This window comes from Exiguobacterium sp. s192, assembly GCF_018618795.1.
GTDB classification, from domain to species: domain Bacteria; phylum Bacillota; class Bacilli; order Exiguobacteriales; family Exiguobacteriaceae; genus Exiguobacterium_A; species Exiguobacterium_A undae.
The window spans coordinates 38,090-55,068 of the sequence record NZ_JACSMS010000014.1 but is presented as its reverse complement, the minus strand read 5'-3'; the positions used below and the strand labels follow the sequence as shown (position 1 = coordinate 55,068).

The following is a 16,979-nucleotide window of genomic DNA, read 5'->3' as shown; positions in this document are numbered from 1 at the left end:
AAGAACTATTCGGTATTAGCTCCGATTTCTCGGAGTTATCCCAATCCTTGGGGCAGGTTCCTTACGTGTTACTCACCCGTCCGCCGCTCATTCCCTTCACTTCCCTCCGAAGAGTTCCGTGAGCTTCATGCGCTCGACTTGCATGTATTAGGCACGCCGCCAGCGTTCGTCCTGAGCCAGGATCAAACTCTCCATAAAGTGTTTGACTTGCTCGTTGTTGTGACTAGATGTCACGTTGACGAAGCTTGCGCTTCATTCATTGTTTGTATCCGAAGATACGTTTTTTGCCTCATCGTTCAGTTTTCAAAGTCCGATATGTCGTTTGACGACTTTTAAATCTTACAGTAAAGTATTAACTGGTGTCAATAACTTTTTTCATAAGTTTTTTTCGTTTCCGACGTGTCTGTGTGGCGTGTGCCTCAGCGACATGTATTAATATATCAACTCTTGTTTTTTACGTCAACTGTTTTTCTAAAAAAATATTAAAAAAAGATGGACGCCGCTCTGACCGGATCAAACGGTAGAACGGCGCCCTTTCTTTTATGCTCTTTTTTCAGACGTTGCGTTAGCTGAATTCGGTTTTTCCTGTAACCGATGTAACATCAAAATCTGATAGGCGTTACAAACGAGTAGTGTGGCGAGTGCCGCCCACAACATCCGTTTATCCTGTGTCGCCTGAAGTGCCGGCACCCATTCAATTAATGTGATGACCGTCATCAGAAACAAGGTCGGGATGAAAGCCGTGAAATTCGTTTCCCGTGCTTTCGTCCGGGCTACGAGGAAGGCGATGAACAACAGAACGACCATTTCCCCGATGTACAAGTTCGTCTTCTCAAACCCAAATGCCAGACCGCGTAAATAGATGCCGTCAAACAAGGCAAACGCAATCAAGACAATTTGGACCCGGTTCCACAATCTCGCGCCCCGGAAAATATCAAGCCCCACCCGGTGCAGGATCAGGTACGAAAAGAATCCCATCAGGCTGATGGCAGTCCATGTGCTGCTGTAAGCCAGTGCGGTGACATATCCGCTGATCGATTGGTTCCGGATATATCCTGGTTCAGCAACAAGGTTAAACACGAAGCCGGCGAGCGTCCCGATGAGGAGCGTCATCCAAAACAGCTTCAAAAATCCTCTAGTCTTCATTCATTATCCCTCTACTTTTTCGATGACACGCGTTGCGAGTTCATTATAGTGTGTTTCAAATGGATGGCCGTCACGATAAATCGACGGTGCAAAATCCGTCTCGTTCGCATACGGTTGACCAAGTGGAATCTTAGCTAGGATATCTGTTTTCAGCGCTTCTGACAACTTCTCTCCGCCACCCGAACCAAAGACATACTCTCTTTCGCCTGTCTTCTGACTTTCGAAATACGCCATGTTCTCGATAATTCCGAGCAGACGGTGGTTTGTTTTGATCGCCATCGCCCCGGCGCGTGCTGCAACAAATGCCGCAGTCGCATGCGGTGTCGTGACGATTAATTCCTGGCAACTCGGCAGCATCGAATGGATATCAAGTGCCACATCACCGGTGCCTGGAGGTAAATCAAGCAACAGATAATCCAGTTCGCCCCACTCGACGTCCGAGAAGAAGTTGTTTAACATCTTCCCGAGCATTGGACCACGCCAGATGACAGGTGCATTGTCTTCGACGAAGAAGCCCATGGAGATGACTTTGACACCAAACCGTTCAGGCGGAACGATCCGGTCATTGACGACCGTCGGACGGGTTTCGATTCCCATCATGTCCGGGACGCTGAATCCGTAGATGTCCGCGTCAATCAAACCAACCTTTTTCCCTGCCCGGGCGAGTGCCACTGCCAAGTTGACGGAAACAGTTGATTTTCCGACGCCCCCTTTACCGGAAGCAATCGCGATGAAGGTCGTACCCGACTCCGGTTTGAGAATCGACGGCGTCGTGGCCGCTTGGATCCCGTGATCACCGAGTGCCTCAAAACGTAAGCCGACCGTCTTGAATCCTTTTTCCTTTAATTCTTTGACAATCTGTTGCTGTAACGTCAACTGTTCACCGGAACCCGCTTGAGCAAGGGCGATTTTCAGACTGACATAATCCCCCTTGATGCGGACATCCCGAATCCCGTTCGTATCTGAAAGCGAGCGTTCAATCGTCGGATCGATCAATTGCCCGACCACCTCGCGAATTTCTTGTTCATTCAACATAGTGCCTTCCCCCTGAGAACGTTCGATTTAATCCATTTCAGTATAACAAAAATAAGATAGCGCTTGCACATTTCGGCTCATAAAGGATGACATTTCCTTGTCGACCCGGAAGAATCGGTCCAGCAGCTTTAAAAAAAGAGATCTCCTCCGCGCTGTCGCTAAAAGGGATCTCCCGATCTGTTAAAACATCCGATTCCAGGTTGCCGGTCCGACGACTCCGTCAACCGCTAATCCTTGGCGTGCTTGGTAGGCACGGACCTTTTCAACCGTCTCTGCATCAAATCGTTTCGTGACGGTTGCCTTGACCGCCCGCTGAATCCGCTCGATGTCCCGGCTGTTCATCTGGACGGACCCTCGATAGAGCGGTTGTCCCGGATAAGGCACCAAAACATCCGTCGTCACTTTATTTAACTCAAAGTGCGGGTAATCTTTAAATCCACTCCAGTCTCCGCCCCAGGAAAAACCTTGCCGTTTCATTGCCTGGACGATTTGTTGAAAGTTGGCATCGGTATTAAAAATCGCTTCCGTTCCGTCCATGGAGTATTGAAACAGATCAACGGCAATCCCGCGGTTATGATTCGATTGTCCTCCACGGGCATTCGTGACAATCGCTCCCGGAGTCGTTCGTCCTTGCGCATAGAGTTCCTCCTGCTCGGCATAGGAACGGAAGCCTTGGGCCACCCCGACATAAATTCCTTTGACATGGAGTTCCCGGATGACTTGGCGTGTCTTTCGGGCGACTTCCGGCGAGAGTCCGGGAACATTCAGTTTTCGATTGGCCCGTTCGAGCAACCAACTGACTGATAGTGTCATCTTTCACCACACTCCTTTCTCATCTGTTCCCGAAAACAGAATCCGGTATACTTGATGATGGACTTGTCCTCACAAAGTATTCGGAAAAAGGAGTTTTTTGATGAAAAAAATGTTAGTCTTCGCAGGCGTCTTGTCCGTTCTCTTACATATCGGTTATGCGTTCTACTTTTATACAACGTATGAAGCGAACGCGACTTATCAGCCCGCTCTCCCTGAAAACAGCACCGTGTTAAGTCAGGACACATCATTTGTCGGAAAGGTCGGTTCGCAAACTGCGTTTGATCCGGCTGCTTTTTTACAGGATCTGTTCCTGTGGAGTGTACCGCTCACGTTCGTTGGCCTGTTATTGCTTTTCTTATTGATACGCCGGATTCGTCGGCGCATATCTTAAAAATCAGTTTCTCCAAAGATAAGGGTGACAGAACGATCATCTGCCACTCTTATCTCTTAAAAAAGAATTACTCGTTACACGCAACTCCTACAGGAAAAAGCGCATTTTTGCGCTGTCAGAGACAAACAAGACCCGCTTTCCTGCCTTATTCAGGCAGGAAAACTGGCTTGTGTCTCGCCTGAGGAAAGGGCGTAAAAAGACGAGTGATTTTTTTGAGTCAGCCTCTTTTAAACAAAAAAATCTCCCACCCGTAAGGATGAGAGATAAAACGATTAACGTTTTGAGAACTGAGGTGCACGACGTGCTGCTTTAAGACCGTATTTTTTACGTTCTTTCATACGAGCATCGCGTGTGAGGAAACCTTTAGCTTTAAGTGTGCCACGGAAGTCTGGATCCGCTTGAAGAAGAGCACGTGAGATACCGTGACGGATTGCGCCTGCTTGACCAGTGAAGCCGCCGCCTTTGACCGTTACCATGATATCGTATTTGCCTTCTGTTTCTGTGAGTACAAGTGGTTCTTTTGCAGTCATGATTAAAGTTTCATAACCGAAGTATTCGCTGATATCGCGCCCGTTAACTGTGACTTTACCGTCTCCAGCAACGAGGAAAACGCGAGCTGCCGCGTGTTTACGGCGACCAGTGCCGTAGTAACGTACATCTGCCATCGTGTAGTTCCTCCTAAATTCGTATTAACCGCGAAGTTCGTAAACTTCTGGTTGTTGTGCTTCTTGCTTATGAGTATCTCCAGCGTAAACGTGGAGTTTGTTGAACATTTGACGACCGAGGCTACCTTTTGGAAGCATCCCTTTGATCGCGAGTTCAAGCATACGCTCAGGTTTGTTAGCGAGTAAGTCGCGTGCGACAGTCTGCTTCAAGCCGCCTGGATGACCAGAGTGACGGTAGTAGACCTTTTTGTCGAGTTTGTTACCAGTTAAAACGATTTTCTCAACGTTGATGAGGATAACGTGATCCCCACAGTCAACGTGTGGTGTGAACGTAGGTTTGTGCTTACCGCGGAGAAGTGAAGCCACTTCGCTCGAAAGACGACCGAGTGTTTTGCCTTCTGCGTCGATAAGGAGCCATTTGCGTTCTACATCAGTAGCTTTCGCCATGAAAGTTGTGCGCATGTAAAATACCTCCTAAGGAATTTAAAAATTTCTTTTTTGATTTTTCATTTATTCACTGTTTGAATCTATCAGAATCTTAGGTGTACGGGGCTAAGATTGTGGTTTCATAATAAATGAAATGCCAATAAACATTGTATGTTTTTTAGCGGCTAATGTCAAATGCCTTTTTTAGACTCTGGATAGAAAACTTCCCAAAGGTATAACCCGTGCGGTGGTGCCGTCACACCAGCGACGTTTCGATCCTTCGCTTCGAGCATCCGTTTGATGTCTTCCGGTGCAAAACGCCCGCGTCCGACATCAAGCAACGTGCCGACCATGATACGGATCTGATTGTAGAGAAAGCCGCTTCCCCGGAAACGGAAAATCAGTTCTTCCCCTTGTTCAATCAGCTCTGCCTCATAAATCGTCCGAACACGATTGTCCGTCTCTGTCTTCGCGACACAGAACGAACTGAAGTCATGAGTCCCGATTAAATGCGCCAGTCCCAGACGAACTTGCGCCACATCGAGCGAATACGGAATCAGCACGGATTGATGACGCCGAAACGCATCTTCCGTCTGACGCACGAAGTACCGGTATTCTTTCCCTACTACATCATACCTTGCTTCGAAGTCAGAAGCGACCTCTATACAGTCACGAATTCGAATATCGTCCGGTAATAACGTATTTAGGGCCTTCACCATGCTTGCGGGTGCAATCGACAGTTCCGTATCAAAATGGATCACCTGCCCCTGTGCGTGCACACGGGCGTCTGTACGCCCGGAACCGATAACCTTGACCGGGTGCTTATGCATCCGCTCAAGCGTCTTCTCGAGGACTTCCTGGATCGTCAGACCGTTTGGCTGCACTTGATAACCGGAATAGTCCGTTCCGTCATACTGAATCGTACATTTAAAACGTCGCATCAAAATCCTCCCCGTAAATAGACTAGAAGCAATCCGATGACGACCAGAAGTATCATCAGTCCCGTATCACGGCCTGTCCATTTTGACTCACGGAGCCGTGTCCGCCCTTCTCCGCCCCGGTATCCCCGGGCTTCCATCGCTGTTGCGAGATCCTCCGCCCGTTTAAAGGCCGAGATGAAGAGTGGGATCAGCAGCGGAATGATTGCCCGCAAACGTTCTTTGATCGGACCTGCCGACAAGTCGACGCCGCGTGCCTGCTGTGCCTTCATGATTTTTTCCGTCTCTTCTGCCAACGTCGGCAGGAAACGGAGTGAAATCGACAACATCAAGGCAATCTCGTGCGTCGGTACCCGGACAATCTTAAACGGTTTGAGTAACAACTCAATCGCGTCTGTCAGTTCAATCGGCGACGTCGTCAACGTGACGAGTGTCGTGATCGACACCAAATAGAAGAAGCGGAGCGAGACGATGATGGCGAGACGCAATCCTTCTTCGTAAATCTTGAACCAGCCCAGTTCAATCAGAACGGCCCCTTCCCGGGTAAACAGCAGCTGGATGATAAACGTGAAGACGATTAAAAATAAAATCGGCCGCAAGCCTTTTAAGACGTAACGGATTGGCAGTTTACTGCTTGCCAGTGCCAAGAATGTAAACACAAGCAAAAAGACATTCGTTGCCGTATTGTTCGCCAGAAACACAAGCGGAATGAAACAAAAGGCAAAAATGATTTTCGCGACAGCCGACGAACGGTGTAAATACGATGTACCTGGTATATGTTGACCGACGATCATCGTGTTTCCCCCCGTACATGTAAAATCCACTCAATCAGTTCAGCTTCTGTCTGAAGCGCCGGACGCGTCAGCTTCAACTGATCCGCCATTTGCCAAGCAAACGCCAAGACGTGTGGTAAATCGAGATGGAACTGGCGCAATAACGTTTCTTGACGGAATAGACCCATTGGTTCTCCATCGTAGGCGACTTGCCCATCCTCCATCACGACGACCCGGTTTGTATACTCAAGGACCTGATCCATATCATGTGTGATCAACAGCAACGTCATTCCTGCTTGGGCATGCAATTCGGCAAACAGACGCAACATCTGCTTTCGTCCTTGCGGATCGAGCCCGGCAGTTGGTTCATCGACGATCAACACGTCTGGTTGACTAGCGAGTACGCCCGCAATCGCAACACGCCTCATTTGCCCACCAGACAGGTCAAACGGCGAACGTGACCAGAATACTTCATCCAGTCCGACGGTACGTAATGCATCTTTTGCCAACCGCTCTGCTTCCGCCGGTTCATGACCGAAGTTCATCGGTCCAAACATGACATCCTTCAAGACGGTTTCTTCAAACAATTGATATTCCGGATATTGGAACACAAGACCGACCCGTTTACGTAACGCTTTTAAATCTTGTTTTCGTTTGGGTTCGATGATGATGTCATCGACCTGTACCTTCCCGGCAGTCGGCTTCAACAACCCGTTGATGTGTTGGACGAGCGTCGATTTTCCGGAACCGGTATGCCCCACAAACGCAACAAGCGCCCTTGACGGAATCTCAAGATTCACATCACGCAGCGCGACTCGTTCAAACGGACTATTGAGTTGGTACGTATAATTTAATTCCTGGATTAAGATTGGCATAAGCGGTTCACCAAGTCTCTTTCATCTAGTATCGTGTCCGCGTAAGTAAGACCACGTGCTGAAAGTTGTTCCTGCACCCGGACGACAAACGGAACATCTAGTCCAATCTGCTCAAGAAACGCGGATTGTGCAAACACCTCTTGCGGTGTTCCCTCTAATACGATTTGACCCGCATCCATGACAATCACACGACTGGCCCGTAAGACTTCGTCGAGTTCATGTGTGATGGCAACGACGGCCATCGGATGTTGTTCATATAATTCCTGGACGGTCGACATAACCTCAGATCGTGCAATCGGATCAAGCATCGATGTTGCTTCATCGAGCACGAGAACATCAGGGCGCATCGCAAGCGCCGAAGCGATTGCGACACGCTGCTTCTGTCCGCCGGATAGTTGATGGGGTTCCCGATCAACAAAATCCGTAAGGCCAACGCGCGCTAGACTGTCGTCGATACGACGAACCATTTCCTCGCGTGGCACACCCCAATTTTCAAGGGCAAATGCCACGTCGTCGCGCACGGTCGTGCCAACAAATTGATTATCCGGATTTTGAAAGACGATTCCGATTGCGCGGCGCATCTCCCACAGTTGCTCCGGCACTGCACTCGAGAATGTCTCGTTGACAGTGACCGTTCCTTGTTCAGGAAGCAACAATCCGTTAAACAACTTCGTCAGCGTTGATTTTCCAGAGCCGTTGTGTCCAACGATCGCGACCCATTCCTGCGAATGAATCGAAAGAGAGACATCGCGTAAGGCTGGTTGTTCTTGTTCCGGGTAACGGTATGTCACCTGTTCCAGCTCAATCAGCTTTGTCATGTCTGCTCCTCCTTCATCAAATCAAAATAATTTCATTTGTAACAAAAGGGCAGAAGCGAGTTACGCACTGCCCTTTTTATCCGAATCATTTAAAAATTAAACGAGTTCGATGATGACCATTTCTGCGCCGTCACCACGACGTGGTCCCATTTTCATGATACGTGTGTAACCACCTTGACGCTCAGCAAAACGTGGAGCAACATCAGCAAACAACTTTTGGATTGCATCTTGTGTTTTACCAGCTTCGTTTTGACCAGCAGCTTCGCGACGAACGAACGATGCAACTTGACGACGAGCGTGGAGATCACCGCGTTTACCTAAAGTGATGAGTTTCTCAACGACTGGACGAAGTTCCTTCGCTTTTTGTTCTGTAGTTTGGATACGCTCATTGATGATGAGATCAGTCGCAAGGTCACGCAAAAGTGCCTTACGTTGTGAGCTTGTACGGCCTAATTTCGAGTATGCCATGGATGGATTCCCTCCTTCGTGCAATTAATAGTTTTAGTCTTCTTTACGTAGGCCCAGTCCGAGTTCATCGAGTTTCGCTTGAACTTCTTCGAGTGATTTACGTCCGAGGTTACGAACTTTCATCATCTCGTCTTCGCTCTTGTTCGCGAGTTCTTGAACCGTATTGATGCCGGCACGTTTCAAACAGTTGTACGAACGAACTGAAAGATCGAGTTCTTCGATCGTCATTTCAAGTACTTTTTCTTTTTGATCTTCTTCCTTTTCGACCATGATTTCGGCATGGAGCGCTTCGTCCGTAAGACCAACAAAGATGTTTAAGTGTTCTGTCATGATTTTTGCACCGAGTGACACTGCTTCTTCAGGGCGGATTGAACCGTCCGTCCAAACATCAAGCGTCAATTTATCGAAGCTCGCATCTTGACCAACACGTGTTTTTTCAACTTGATAGTTTACACGTTGAATTGGCGTGTAAATCGAATCAATTGGGATTACACCGATTGGCATATCGTCCCGTTTGTTATCTTCAGCCTGAACGTAACCACGGCCACGACGAGCTGTCAGACGCATATGAAGTGATGCACCTTCTGCAAGTGTTGCGATGTGCAGTTCTGGGTTGAGGATTTCGACGTCGCTGTCATGCGTAATGTTCGCAGCAGTAACAACGCCAGCGCCTTGAATATCGATCTCAAGTGTTTTCTCTTCTTCCGAGTAAACTTTGAGGGCGAGTTTCTTGAGGTTCAAGATGATTTGGGTAACGTCTTCTACAACGCCATCAATCGTCGAGAACTCATGAAGAACGCCATCGATTTGGACTGCAGTGACTGCAGCACCCGGAAGTGAAGATAATAGGATACGACGCAATGAGTTACCAAGCGTTGTACCGAATCCACGCTCAAGCGGTTCTACCACGAATTTACCAAACGTAGCGTTGTCGCTTAATTCGACCGTTTCAATCTTCGGCTTTTCGATTTCGATCATCTGAACCCCTCCTTGAATATCGTCATGTTGGCCATCGCGTTCAATCGCCAACCGTCTTGTGCACGTTTCTACTGCCTTGCTTGGTCATACGATCAACAAAAGTCTACTCGAATTCCCGCTTTGCAGTACAAGACGGGTTACACGCGACGACGTTTTGGAGGGCGGCAACCGTTGTGTGGAACTGGAGTTACGTCACGGATCGCTGTTACTTCAAGACCGATTGCTTGGAGCGCACGGATTGCAGCTTCACGACCTGCACCAGGACCTTTAACGTTAACTTCTACAGTACGCATACCGTTATCCATCGCTGTTTTCGCAGCAGTTTCAGAAGCGAGTTGCGCAGCAAATGGAGTTGATTTACGTGAGCCTTTGAAGCCCATGTTTCCTGCAGTTGCCCAAGAGATTGCATTCCCTTGCATGTCAGTGATCGTAACGATTGTGTTGTTGAATGTTGAACGGATATGCACGATACCAGATTCAATATTCTTTTTGACTTTACGTTTACTACGAACATTCTGTTTACGTTTTGCCATCTTAGTTTACCCTCCCTTACTTCTTCTTGTTCGCTACTGTACGGCGTGGGCCTTTACGAGTACGCGAGTTGTTTTTAGTGTTTTGACCACGAACTGGAAGACCACGACGGTGACGAACACCACGGTAGCAACCGATTTCGATCAAACGTTTGATGTTGAGTGAGATTTCACGACGAAGGTCACCCTCAACTTTTACTTTATCTAATCCATCACGGAGTTGGTTGAGTTGTTCTTCAGTCAATTCACGAGTACGAGTATCTTCAGAGATACCAGCTTCTTTCAAGACTTTCTGAGCAGTCGTTTTACCAACACCATAGATGTAAGTGAGTGAGATAACGATGCGTTTCTCACGTGGAATATCTACACCAGCAATACGTGCCATGTGTGCACCTCCTTGTTTAATTACCCTTGTTTTTGTTTATGCTTAGGGTTTTCGCAAATAACCATTACTTTGCCTTTACGGCGGATAACTTTACACTTTTCACAGATCGGTTTAACCGAAGGTCTTACTTTCATTGTGAATACCTCCTCCTGAAAAAATCGGAGTTTTTATTTGAAACGGTATGTGATCCGTCCGCGAGTCAAGTCGTATGGTGACAACTCAACTGTTACTTTATCTCCTGGCAGGATCCGAATGAAGTGCATCCGAATTTTCCCTGAGACGTGCGCGAGGACCGTGTGGCCGTTTTCTAACTCCACCTTAAACATCGCGTTTGGAAGCGGTTCGATAACCGTACCTTCCACTTCGATTACATCTTGTTTCGCCATCAATTATACCCCTTTCTCTATAAAGTTGATTGGGAGCCCAGACGATTTGTAGCGCTTAGGGGCTTTCTACAGTAGCCGTGAGAGAATCATCGGTCACAAACACGAGTGGATAGCGGCTTATAGAAAGGTGACACCAATAACGCGCACAGCTCACTCTGCATCGACCGTTAAGATCTCGTAGCCTTCGTCTGTGATGGCGATGGTGTGCTCAAAGTGGGCGCACATGCTACCGTCCACTGTCACTACCGTCCAATTGTCCGATAGCGTGCGAACATAGCGTTTCCCGACATTCACCATTGGCTCAATCGCCAAGGTCATGCCGGTTTTCAGGCGCGGCCCTTTCCCCGGTGGTCCATAATGTGGAATTTGCGGATCTTCATGCAAATTTTGTCCCACGCCGTGGCCCACATATTCGCGGACTACAGAAAAATTCGCAGCTTCAACATGTGACTGAATCGCATGCGAAATATCTGTCAGGTGCACGCCGGCTTTGGCGCGCTCCAATCCTTTATACAGAGATTCTTCAGTTACGTCAAGTAACCGCTTCGTCTCTTCAGAGATTGTACCTACCGGATATGTCCAGGCTGAATCTCCGTGATATCCGTTATACTCCGCCCCGATATCAATCGAGATGATGTCTCCATCGTGGAGTACGCGGTCACCCGGAATACCATGGACAAGTTCTTCATTTACCGACGCACAGATGCTACCAGTAAACCCATTATAACCTTTAAACGATGGTGTTGCCCCTTGACTTCGAATATACCGTTCAGCAATCGCATCGAGTTGCCCCGTTGTGATCCCTGGACGAATATGAGCTTTCAACTCTTTATGCGTCCGGGCGACGATTTGTCCCGCCTTCCGCATAATATCGATTTCACGCGGCGCTTTCGTAATGATCATTACTGACCACCAAGAAGTGCTTGAACATCGGAATAAACTTCATTAATCGGACGATCACCGTCCAAATTACGAAGATACCCTTTTTCAGCGTAAAAGTCAATCAAAGGTTGCGCTTGTGCGACGTTGACTTCAAGACGACGGCGAACCGTTTCTTCTTGATCATCTTCACGTTGAACAAGTGCGGATCCGTCGATATCACAGACACCCTCCACTTTTGGTGGGTTGTAGATGACGTGATACGTTGCTCCACATGTCGGGCAAATCCGGCGGCCTGTCAAACGAGGGACAAGTTTCTCCGGGTTCACACCGATGTGAATGACGTGATCGATTTGTTTGTTTAGATCCGCAAGCAATGCTTCAAGAGCGTCTGCTTGTTTCACTGTGCGTGGGAAACCGTCAAGAAGAAAACCATTTGCACAGTCTTCTTTGGCGAGACGCTCACGTACGATGCCGATTGTGACTTCGTCCGGAACGAGTTCCCCTTTATCCATGTACGATTTCGCTTCCTGCCCGAGCGGTGTTTGATCTTTGATCGCCGCGCGGAACATGTCGCCTGTCGAGATGTGTGGAATGGCGTAGTCTTCGATAATTTTCGCAGCCTGCGTCCCTTTTCCAGCACCCGGCAAGCCCATCAATACAAGATTCATGTCGGTAGCCTCCACTTCTATAGACTCTATAGACACAACAGAAAGGAAAGGGATGGTCCCCTTCCTCCCGCCTTATCGGATAAAGCCTTTGTAGTGTCGTTTAACCAGTTGACTTTCAATCTGTTTCATCGTCTCAAGACCTACACCGATGACGATCAACAAGCTTGTTCCACCAATTTGCACCGAGTTCGGTAAACCAGCGAACTTAATAAAGAACGTTGGCGTTACCGCGATGACAGCAAGGAAGAGTGAACCGAAGAATGTCAGACGGTATAGGATCTTCGTGATGTATTGTTCCGTTTGCTTACCAGGACGAATACCAGGAATGTATCCGCCTTGTTTTTGAAGGTTCTCTGCCATTTGTTCCGGATTGACCTGAACGAATGTATAGAAGTACGAGAATGCGATGATGAGCGCCACATAAATCGACATACCGATTGGACTCGTATAGTCGAAAATGTCACGGATCTTCGTCGCGTTCTCCGGACTTGCAAAGAAACTTGCAACCGTTGGTGGAGTCACCATAAACGATACAGCGAAGATAACTGGGATAACACCAGCAGCGTTAAGCTTAATCGGCAAGTGTGTCGATTGGCCGCCGACTGGTGCACGGTTCACCGTACGCTTGGCGTACTGAATCGGAATCTTCCGGGCAGCTTGCTGCACATAGATGACACCGACGATGACCGCGATGATGATTAAAAGCAACAGTACGATATAAAGCACATTGACAAACAAAGCATCCCCTGCATTTTGGAGCTTTGTTTCATAGATCTGACGGAATGCGTTCGGGAAGCCCGCGACGATCCCAGCGAAGATGATCATTGATATCCCGTTACCAATGCCCTTCTCCGTGATGAGTTCACCGAGGAACATCAAGAATGCGGTACCCGCCGTCAAAACAAGTGCAATCATCACGTACGTCCAGGTGCCAAAATCTTCATTGACAAGACCTGGGTAGATACGGTTAAATCCAAGCGCGATTCCAAACGCTTGGACTAAGCCGAGTACGATCGTTCCATAGCGCGTTACCGTTGCTAACTTCTTACGGCCCGCCTCTCCTTGTTTTGCCCATTCGGCAAACTTTGGAACAACGTCCATCTGTAAGAGTTGGACAACGATCGAGGCCGTGATATACGGCATGATTCCCATCGCAAAGAGTGAGAAATTCTGCAAAGCATTCCCGCCGAAGGAGTTCAAGAAGCCAAGAATACCATTCTCGTCAATCTTGAATACTTCAGTGTTTACCATTGGGACTGGGATATGTGCACCGATACGGAACACGATAATCAGAGCCAAGGTAAAGAGAATGCGCCGACGGATGTCGGCTACGCGCCACATATTGGAGATCGCTTGAAACATTAGATCACCTCAACCGTACCGCCGGCAGCTTCGATCGCTTGCTTCGCAGCTTCGGAGAACTTGTGAGCTTTTACTGTCAGTTTCTTTTCAATCTTACCGTTAGAAAGGATCTTCACGCCATCCTTCATACCTTTGACTGCGCGAGTCTCGATAAGAAGTTCTGGTGTTACTTCCGTTCCATCTTCAAAACGGTTAAGTGTGTCAAGGTTGATAACCGCGAACTCTTTACGAGTTGGGTTGTTGAAGCCGCGTTTTGGTAAACGACGGAAAAGTGGGTTTTGTCCACCTTCGAAACCTGGACGAACACCACCGCCTGAACGAGCTTTTTGACCTTTGTGACCACGGCCAGAAGTCTTACCGTTACCAGAAGACATACCGCGACCTACACGGTTGCGTTCTGAACGTGAACCAGCAGCTGGTTTCAATTCATGGAGTTTCATAGTGGGGCACCTCCTCATAAAATTATATCGAACGTATTACTCTTGAATTTCTTTTACTGTCAATAAGTGTGACACGTGGTTAATCATCCCACGCATAGCAGCGTTGTCAGGTACGACAACAGTTTGGTGCATCTTACGGAGACCAAGCGTACGAGTAGTAACGCGTTGGTTCTCCGGACGACCGATCATGCTGCGTGTGAGGGTAACTGCGAGTTTCGCCATCTGTATTCCCTCCCTTTCTTAACCGCGAAGTTCTTCGACGGTTTTACCGCGGAGTTTCGCAACGTCTTCAGCACGTTTAAGTGAAGTGAGACCTTTAACAGTCGCACGAACCATGTTGATTGGAGTGCTTGATCCAAGTGATTTCGAAAGAATGTCGTTGATTCCCGCTAATTCGAGAACCGCACGAACTGGGCCACCAGCGATGACTCCAGTACCTTCAGAAGCAGGTTTCAAGAAGACGTGACCTGCACCGAAAATTCCGTTGATTTCGTGTGGAATTGTAGTGTTAACGATTGGAACGTTAACCATGTTTTTCTTTGCATCTTCGATTGCTTTACGGATCGCTTCAGGCACTTCCTGAGCTTTACCCGTACCGAAACCTACGTGACCATTCTTGTCACCTACGACGACGAGTGCAGCAAAACGGAAGCGACGGCCACCTTTTACTACTTTCGCGACGCGGTTTACAGTAACAACGCGTTCTTCGAGTTGATCCATGTTAATTTCTAACTGGCGCATGTAGAGGTTCCCTCCTTTTCTATTAGAATTTGAGACCAGCTTCACGAGCTGCTTCAGCTACTGCTTTAATACGTCCATGATAGAGATATCCTCCACGGTCGAAAACGACTGTTTCAATACCTTTTTCAAGAGCGCGTTCAGCTGCAAGCTTACCAACTGCTGATGCAGCGTCAGTCGTGTTGCCTTTTTCAAGGTCGAGTGATGATGCAGATGCGAGTGTTGCATGTGTTGCATCGTCAATGACTTGTACGTAAATGTTCTTGTTCGAACGGAATACATTCAAGCGTGGACGAGCTGCAGTCCCGATGATTGTACGACGTACACGACCATGACGCTTTTTACGCGTAGCATTTTTGTTTGCCTTTGAGATCATTTATGCCACTCCTTTCCGGTCAATTCGTATCAACGAATTACTTACCTGTTTTACCTTCTTTACGACGAACGACTTCATCACTGTAACGAATTCCTTTACCTTTGTACGGCTCAGGCTGACGGTACGAACGGATCAATGCAGCAACGTGTCCAACACGCTCTTTGTTGATTCCGCGGACGATGATTTGCGTATTCGTAGGAACTTCGACTTCAATGCCTTGTTCCGGAGTGTACTCGATTGGGTGTGAATAACCGAGGTTGAGTACGATTTTGTTACCTTGCTTTTGAGCACGGTAACCAACACCTTGGATATCGAGTGTCTTAGCGAAACCGTTGTTTACACCTTCGACCATGTTCGCGATAAGCGCACGAGTCGTTCCGTGGATTGTACGGTTAGCTTTCTCGTCGTTTGGACGAGTGACAGTCAATTCATTACCTTCTACGTTGATAGCCATTGTCGGGTTGAACTCACGAGTAAGTTCACCTTTAGGACCTTTTACCGTAACTGTGCTGTTTTCAACTGTTACTGTAACGCCTGCTGGGATAACGACTGGCTTTTTACCAATACGTGACATTTAAGACACCTCCGTTCTTTTTATGCGTGAATTACCAGATGTATGCGATCACTTCGCCGCCGACTTTTTGTTGGCGAGCTTCTTTGTCTGTCATAACACCTTTAGATGTTGAAACGATAGCGATTCCGAGACCACCGAGTACTTTCGGGATTTCATCAGCTTTCGCGTAAACGCGAAGACCTGGTTTCGAGATACGTTTGAGTCCAGTGATGACGCGTTCGTTGCTTGCGCCGTACTTAAGGAATACGCGGAGCGTACCTTGTTTGCTGTCCTCGAGATATTCAACATCGCGGATGAAACCTTCACGTTTGAGGATTTCAGCGACTTCACGTTTGATTGTAGAAGCTGGCATTTCCAACTTCTCATGGCGAACCATGTTTGCATTACGAATGCGTGTAAGCATATCTGCAATCGGATCTGTCATAACCATGCGATGTACCTCCTTTCACAACTTTAATGAATTACCAGCTTGCTTTTTTAACACCAGGGATTTGACCTTTATGAGCAAGATCACGGAACTTAATACGGCTGATACCGAATTTACCAATGTAACCGTGTGGACGGCCAGTGATACTGCAACGGTTGTGTAAACGAACCGCTGAAGAGTTACGTGGGAGTTTGCTCAAGCCGATGTAGTCGCCTTGTGCTTTCAATTCTGCGCGTTGTTCAGCGTAGCGCTCTACGAGTGCTTGGCGTTTTACTTCACGTGCGATCATTGATTTCTTAGCCATGTTGTCGACCTCCCTTATTTTTGGAATGGCATGCCGAGTGCAGTGAGAAGCTCACGTGACTCTTCATCCGTATTTGCAGTTGTAACGATAACGATGTCCATACCACGGACTTTCGATACGCGATCGTAGTCGATCTCTGGGAAGATCAATTGTTCCTTCACGCCTAGCGTGTAGTTACCACGGCCATCGAATGATTTCTTCGATACACCACGGAAGTCACGTACACGTGGAAGTGACACGTTGATCAACTTGTCGAGGAACTCATACATGCGCTCTCCACGAAGTGTTACCTTCGCGCCGATTGGCATACCTTCACGAAGTTTGAAACCAGCGATTGATTTCTTAGCTTTCGTGATGAGTGGCTTCTGACCAGTGAGGAGCTGAAGCTCTTCGACTGCCATGTCAAGTGCTTTCGTGTTCGTAACAGCGTCACCAACACCCATGTTGATTACGATCTTATCGACTTTCGGCGCTTGCATTACAGAAGTATAGTTGAATTTCTCCATCATTACTTTGACGATTTCGTCTTGGTATTTAGCTTTTAAACGGTTCATCAGAAAGTGGACCTCCTTTCTTTAAAT

General features: G+C 47.8%; 27 protein-coding genes and 1 rRNA gene. 1 reads left to right on the top strand and 27 read right to left on the bottom strand.

The annotated features are described in order from the left end of the window. The 4 genes from KNP87_RS15685 to KNP87_RS15670 form a co-directional block, all read right to left on the bottom strand. Positions 1-198: ribosomal RNA gene (locus KNP87_RS15685) — 16S ribosomal RNA — on the bottom strand; the annotation flags it as partial. A 342-nt stretch (positions 199-540) separates the two neighbouring features. Continuing rightward, positions 541-1,146: a KinB-signaling pathway activation protein gene (locus KNP87_RS15680; protein WP_026834288.1), complete on the bottom strand. Its 606-nt coding sequence runs from the start codon at positions 1,144-1,146 to the stop codon at positions 541-543. 3 nt (positions 1,147-1,149) lie between these two features. Next, positions 1,150-2,181, bottom strand: a complete 1,032-nt coding sequence (locus tag KNP87_RS15675; RefSeq protein WP_026834289.1) for a P-loop NTPase — start codon at positions 2,179-2,181, stop codon at positions 1,150-1,152. A gap of 180 nt (positions 2,182-2,361) precedes the next feature. Beyond that, positions 2,362-2,994, bottom strand: coding sequence for a M15 family metallopeptidase (locus tag KNP87_RS15670; protein WP_214722236.1), 633 nt, complete (start codon positions 2,992-2,994; stop codon positions 2,362-2,364). A 100-nt stretch (positions 2,995-3,094) separates the two neighbouring features. Here KNP87_RS15670 and KNP87_RS15665 point away from each other — a divergent pair, with 100 nt between their 5' ends. Beyond that, a complete protein-coding gene (locus KNP87_RS15665; protein ID WP_214722235.1) occupies positions 3,095-3,385 on the top strand; it encodes a hypothetical protein in 291 nt (96 codons plus the stop codon). Positions 3,386-3,657: 272 nt separating this feature from the next. Here KNP87_RS15665 and rpsI read toward each other — a convergent pair whose 3' ends face one another. The 23 genes from rpsI to rplE all read right to left on the bottom strand — a co-directional run bounded on the left by rpsI (position 3,658) and on the right by rplE (position 16,952). Beyond that, complete coding sequence (gene rpsI, locus KNP87_RS15660; RefSeq protein WP_012369042.1) at positions 3,658-4,050, bottom strand: 30S ribosomal protein S9; 393 nt, start codon at positions 4,048-4,050, stop codon at positions 3,658-3,660. Positions 4,051-4,074: 24 nt separating this feature from the next. Next, complete coding sequence (gene rplM, locus KNP87_RS15655; protein ID WP_012369041.1) at positions 4,075-4,512, bottom strand: 50S ribosomal protein L13; 438 nt, start codon at positions 4,510-4,512, stop codon at positions 4,075-4,077. 155 nt (positions 4,513-4,667) lie between these two features. Next, entirely contained in the window at positions 4,668-5,417 is a 750-nt protein-coding gene (gene truA / locus KNP87_RS15650) for a tRNA pseudouridine(38-40) synthase TruA (RefSeq protein ID WP_026834292.1), read from the bottom strand. Continuing rightward, positions 5,417-6,208, bottom strand: coding sequence for an energy-coupling factor transporter transmembrane component T family protein (locus KNP87_RS15645; RefSeq protein WP_026834293.1), 792 nt, complete (start codon positions 6,206-6,208; stop codon positions 5,417-5,419). The genes truA and KNP87_RS15645 overlap by 1 nt, the downstream gene beginning before the upstream one ends. Further along, positions 6,205-7,062 (bottom strand): energy-coupling factor transporter ATPase, encoded by an 858-nt coding sequence (locus KNP87_RS15640; RefSeq protein WP_214722234.1) that lies wholly within the window; start codon positions 7,060-7,062, stop codon positions 6,205-6,207. Before KNP87_RS15640 ends, KNP87_RS15645 begins: the two co-directional genes overlap by 4 nt. Continuing rightward, on the bottom strand, positions 7,050-7,880 hold the full coding sequence (locus tag KNP87_RS15635; protein WP_119924075.1) for an energy-coupling factor ABC transporter ATP-binding protein: 831 nt from the start codon (positions 7,878-7,880) through the stop codon (positions 7,050-7,052). The genes KNP87_RS15640 and KNP87_RS15635 overlap by 13 nt, the downstream gene beginning before the upstream one ends. A gap of 96 nt (positions 7,881-7,976) precedes the next feature. After that, the gene (gene rplQ / locus KNP87_RS15630) at positions 7,977-8,348 is read right to left on the bottom strand and encodes a 50S ribosomal protein L17 (RefSeq protein ID WP_012369036.1); all 372 of its coding nucleotides are present in this window, start codon (positions 8,346-8,348) and stop codon (positions 7,977-7,979) included. Positions 8,349-8,381: 33 nt separating this feature from the next. Next, positions 8,382-9,326: a DNA-directed RNA polymerase subunit alpha gene (locus tag KNP87_RS15625; protein WP_012369035.1), complete on the bottom strand. Its 945-nt coding sequence runs from the start codon at positions 9,324-9,326 to the stop codon at positions 8,382-8,384. Positions 9,327-9,463: 137 nt separating this feature from the next. Then, the gene (rpsK, locus tag KNP87_RS15620; protein ID WP_012369034.1) at positions 9,464-9,859 is read right to left on the bottom strand and encodes a 30S ribosomal protein S11; all 396 of its coding nucleotides are present in this window, start codon (positions 9,857-9,859) and stop codon (positions 9,464-9,466) included. Positions 9,860-9,875: 16 nt separating this feature from the next. Next, a complete protein-coding gene (gene rpsM / locus KNP87_RS15615; RefSeq protein WP_012369033.1) occupies positions 9,876-10,241 on the bottom strand; it encodes a 30S ribosomal protein S13 in 366 nt (121 codons plus the stop codon). 20 nt (positions 10,242-10,261) lie between these two features. Then, on the bottom strand, positions 10,262-10,375 hold the full coding sequence (gene rpmJ / locus KNP87_RS15610; RefSeq protein WP_003156543.1) for a 50S ribosomal protein L36: 114 nt from the start codon (positions 10,373-10,375) through the stop codon (positions 10,262-10,264). Between the two features lie 33 nt (positions 10,376-10,408). Beyond that, on the bottom strand, positions 10,409-10,627 hold the full coding sequence (infA, locus tag KNP87_RS15605; RefSeq protein ID WP_012369032.1) for a translation initiation factor IF-1: 219 nt from the start codon (positions 10,625-10,627) through the stop codon (positions 10,409-10,411). A gap of 150 nt (positions 10,628-10,777) precedes the next feature. Further along, on the bottom strand, positions 10,778-11,530 hold the full coding sequence (gene map / locus KNP87_RS15600; RefSeq protein ID WP_026834296.1) for a type I methionyl aminopeptidase: 753 nt from the start codon (positions 11,528-11,530) through the stop codon (positions 10,778-10,780). After that, entirely contained in the window at positions 11,530-12,177 is a 648-nt protein-coding gene (locus KNP87_RS15595; protein ID WP_026834297.1) for an adenylate kinase, read from the bottom strand. Before KNP87_RS15595 ends, map begins: the two co-directional genes overlap by 1 nt. A gap of 72 nt (positions 12,178-12,249) precedes the next feature. Further along, positions 12,250-13,539, bottom strand: a complete 1,290-nt coding sequence (gene secY, locus KNP87_RS15590) for a preprotein translocase subunit SecY (protein WP_026834298.1) — start codon at positions 13,537-13,539, stop codon at positions 12,250-12,252. Continuing rightward, positions 13,539-13,979 (bottom strand): 50S ribosomal protein L15, encoded by a 441-nt coding sequence (rplO, locus tag KNP87_RS15585; protein ID WP_012369028.1) that lies wholly within the window; start codon positions 13,977-13,979, stop codon positions 13,539-13,541. The genes secY and rplO overlap by 1 nt, the downstream gene beginning before the upstream one ends. 36 nt (positions 13,980-14,015) lie before the next feature. After that, on the bottom strand, positions 14,016-14,201 hold the full coding sequence (gene rpmD, locus KNP87_RS15580) for a 50S ribosomal protein L30 (RefSeq protein WP_012369027.1): 186 nt from the start codon (positions 14,199-14,201) through the stop codon (positions 14,016-14,018). A gap of 18 nt (positions 14,202-14,219) precedes the next feature. Next, positions 14,220-14,720, bottom strand: a complete 501-nt coding sequence (gene rpsE / locus KNP87_RS15575) for a 30S ribosomal protein S5 (protein ID WP_012369026.1) — start codon at positions 14,718-14,720, stop codon at positions 14,220-14,222. Between the two features lie 22 nt (positions 14,721-14,742). Continuing rightward, entirely contained in the window at positions 14,743-15,093 is a 351-nt protein-coding gene (gene rplR, locus KNP87_RS15570; RefSeq protein WP_012369025.1) for a 50S ribosomal protein L18, read from the bottom strand. Between the two features lie 37 nt (positions 15,094-15,130). Beyond that, positions 15,131-15,667, bottom strand: a complete 537-nt coding sequence (rplF, locus tag KNP87_RS15565; protein ID WP_026826919.1) for a 50S ribosomal protein L6 — start codon at positions 15,665-15,667, stop codon at positions 15,131-15,133. A 31-nt stretch (positions 15,668-15,698) separates the two neighbouring features. Then, positions 15,699-16,097, bottom strand: a complete 399-nt coding sequence (rpsH, locus tag KNP87_RS15560; RefSeq protein WP_012369023.1) for a 30S ribosomal protein S8 — start codon at positions 16,095-16,097, stop codon at positions 15,699-15,701. Positions 16,098-16,128: 31 nt separating this feature from the next. Next, complete coding sequence (rpsN, locus tag KNP87_RS15555; protein ID WP_012369022.1) at positions 16,129-16,398, bottom strand: 30S ribosomal protein S14; 270 nt, start codon at positions 16,396-16,398, stop codon at positions 16,129-16,131. Positions 16,399-16,412: 14 nt separating this feature from the next. Then, positions 16,413-16,952 (bottom strand): 50S ribosomal protein L5, encoded by a 540-nt coding sequence (gene rplE, locus KNP87_RS15550; protein WP_012369021.1) that lies wholly within the window; start codon positions 16,950-16,952, stop codon positions 16,413-16,415. Between the last annotated feature and the right edge of the window lie 27 nt (positions 16,953-16,979).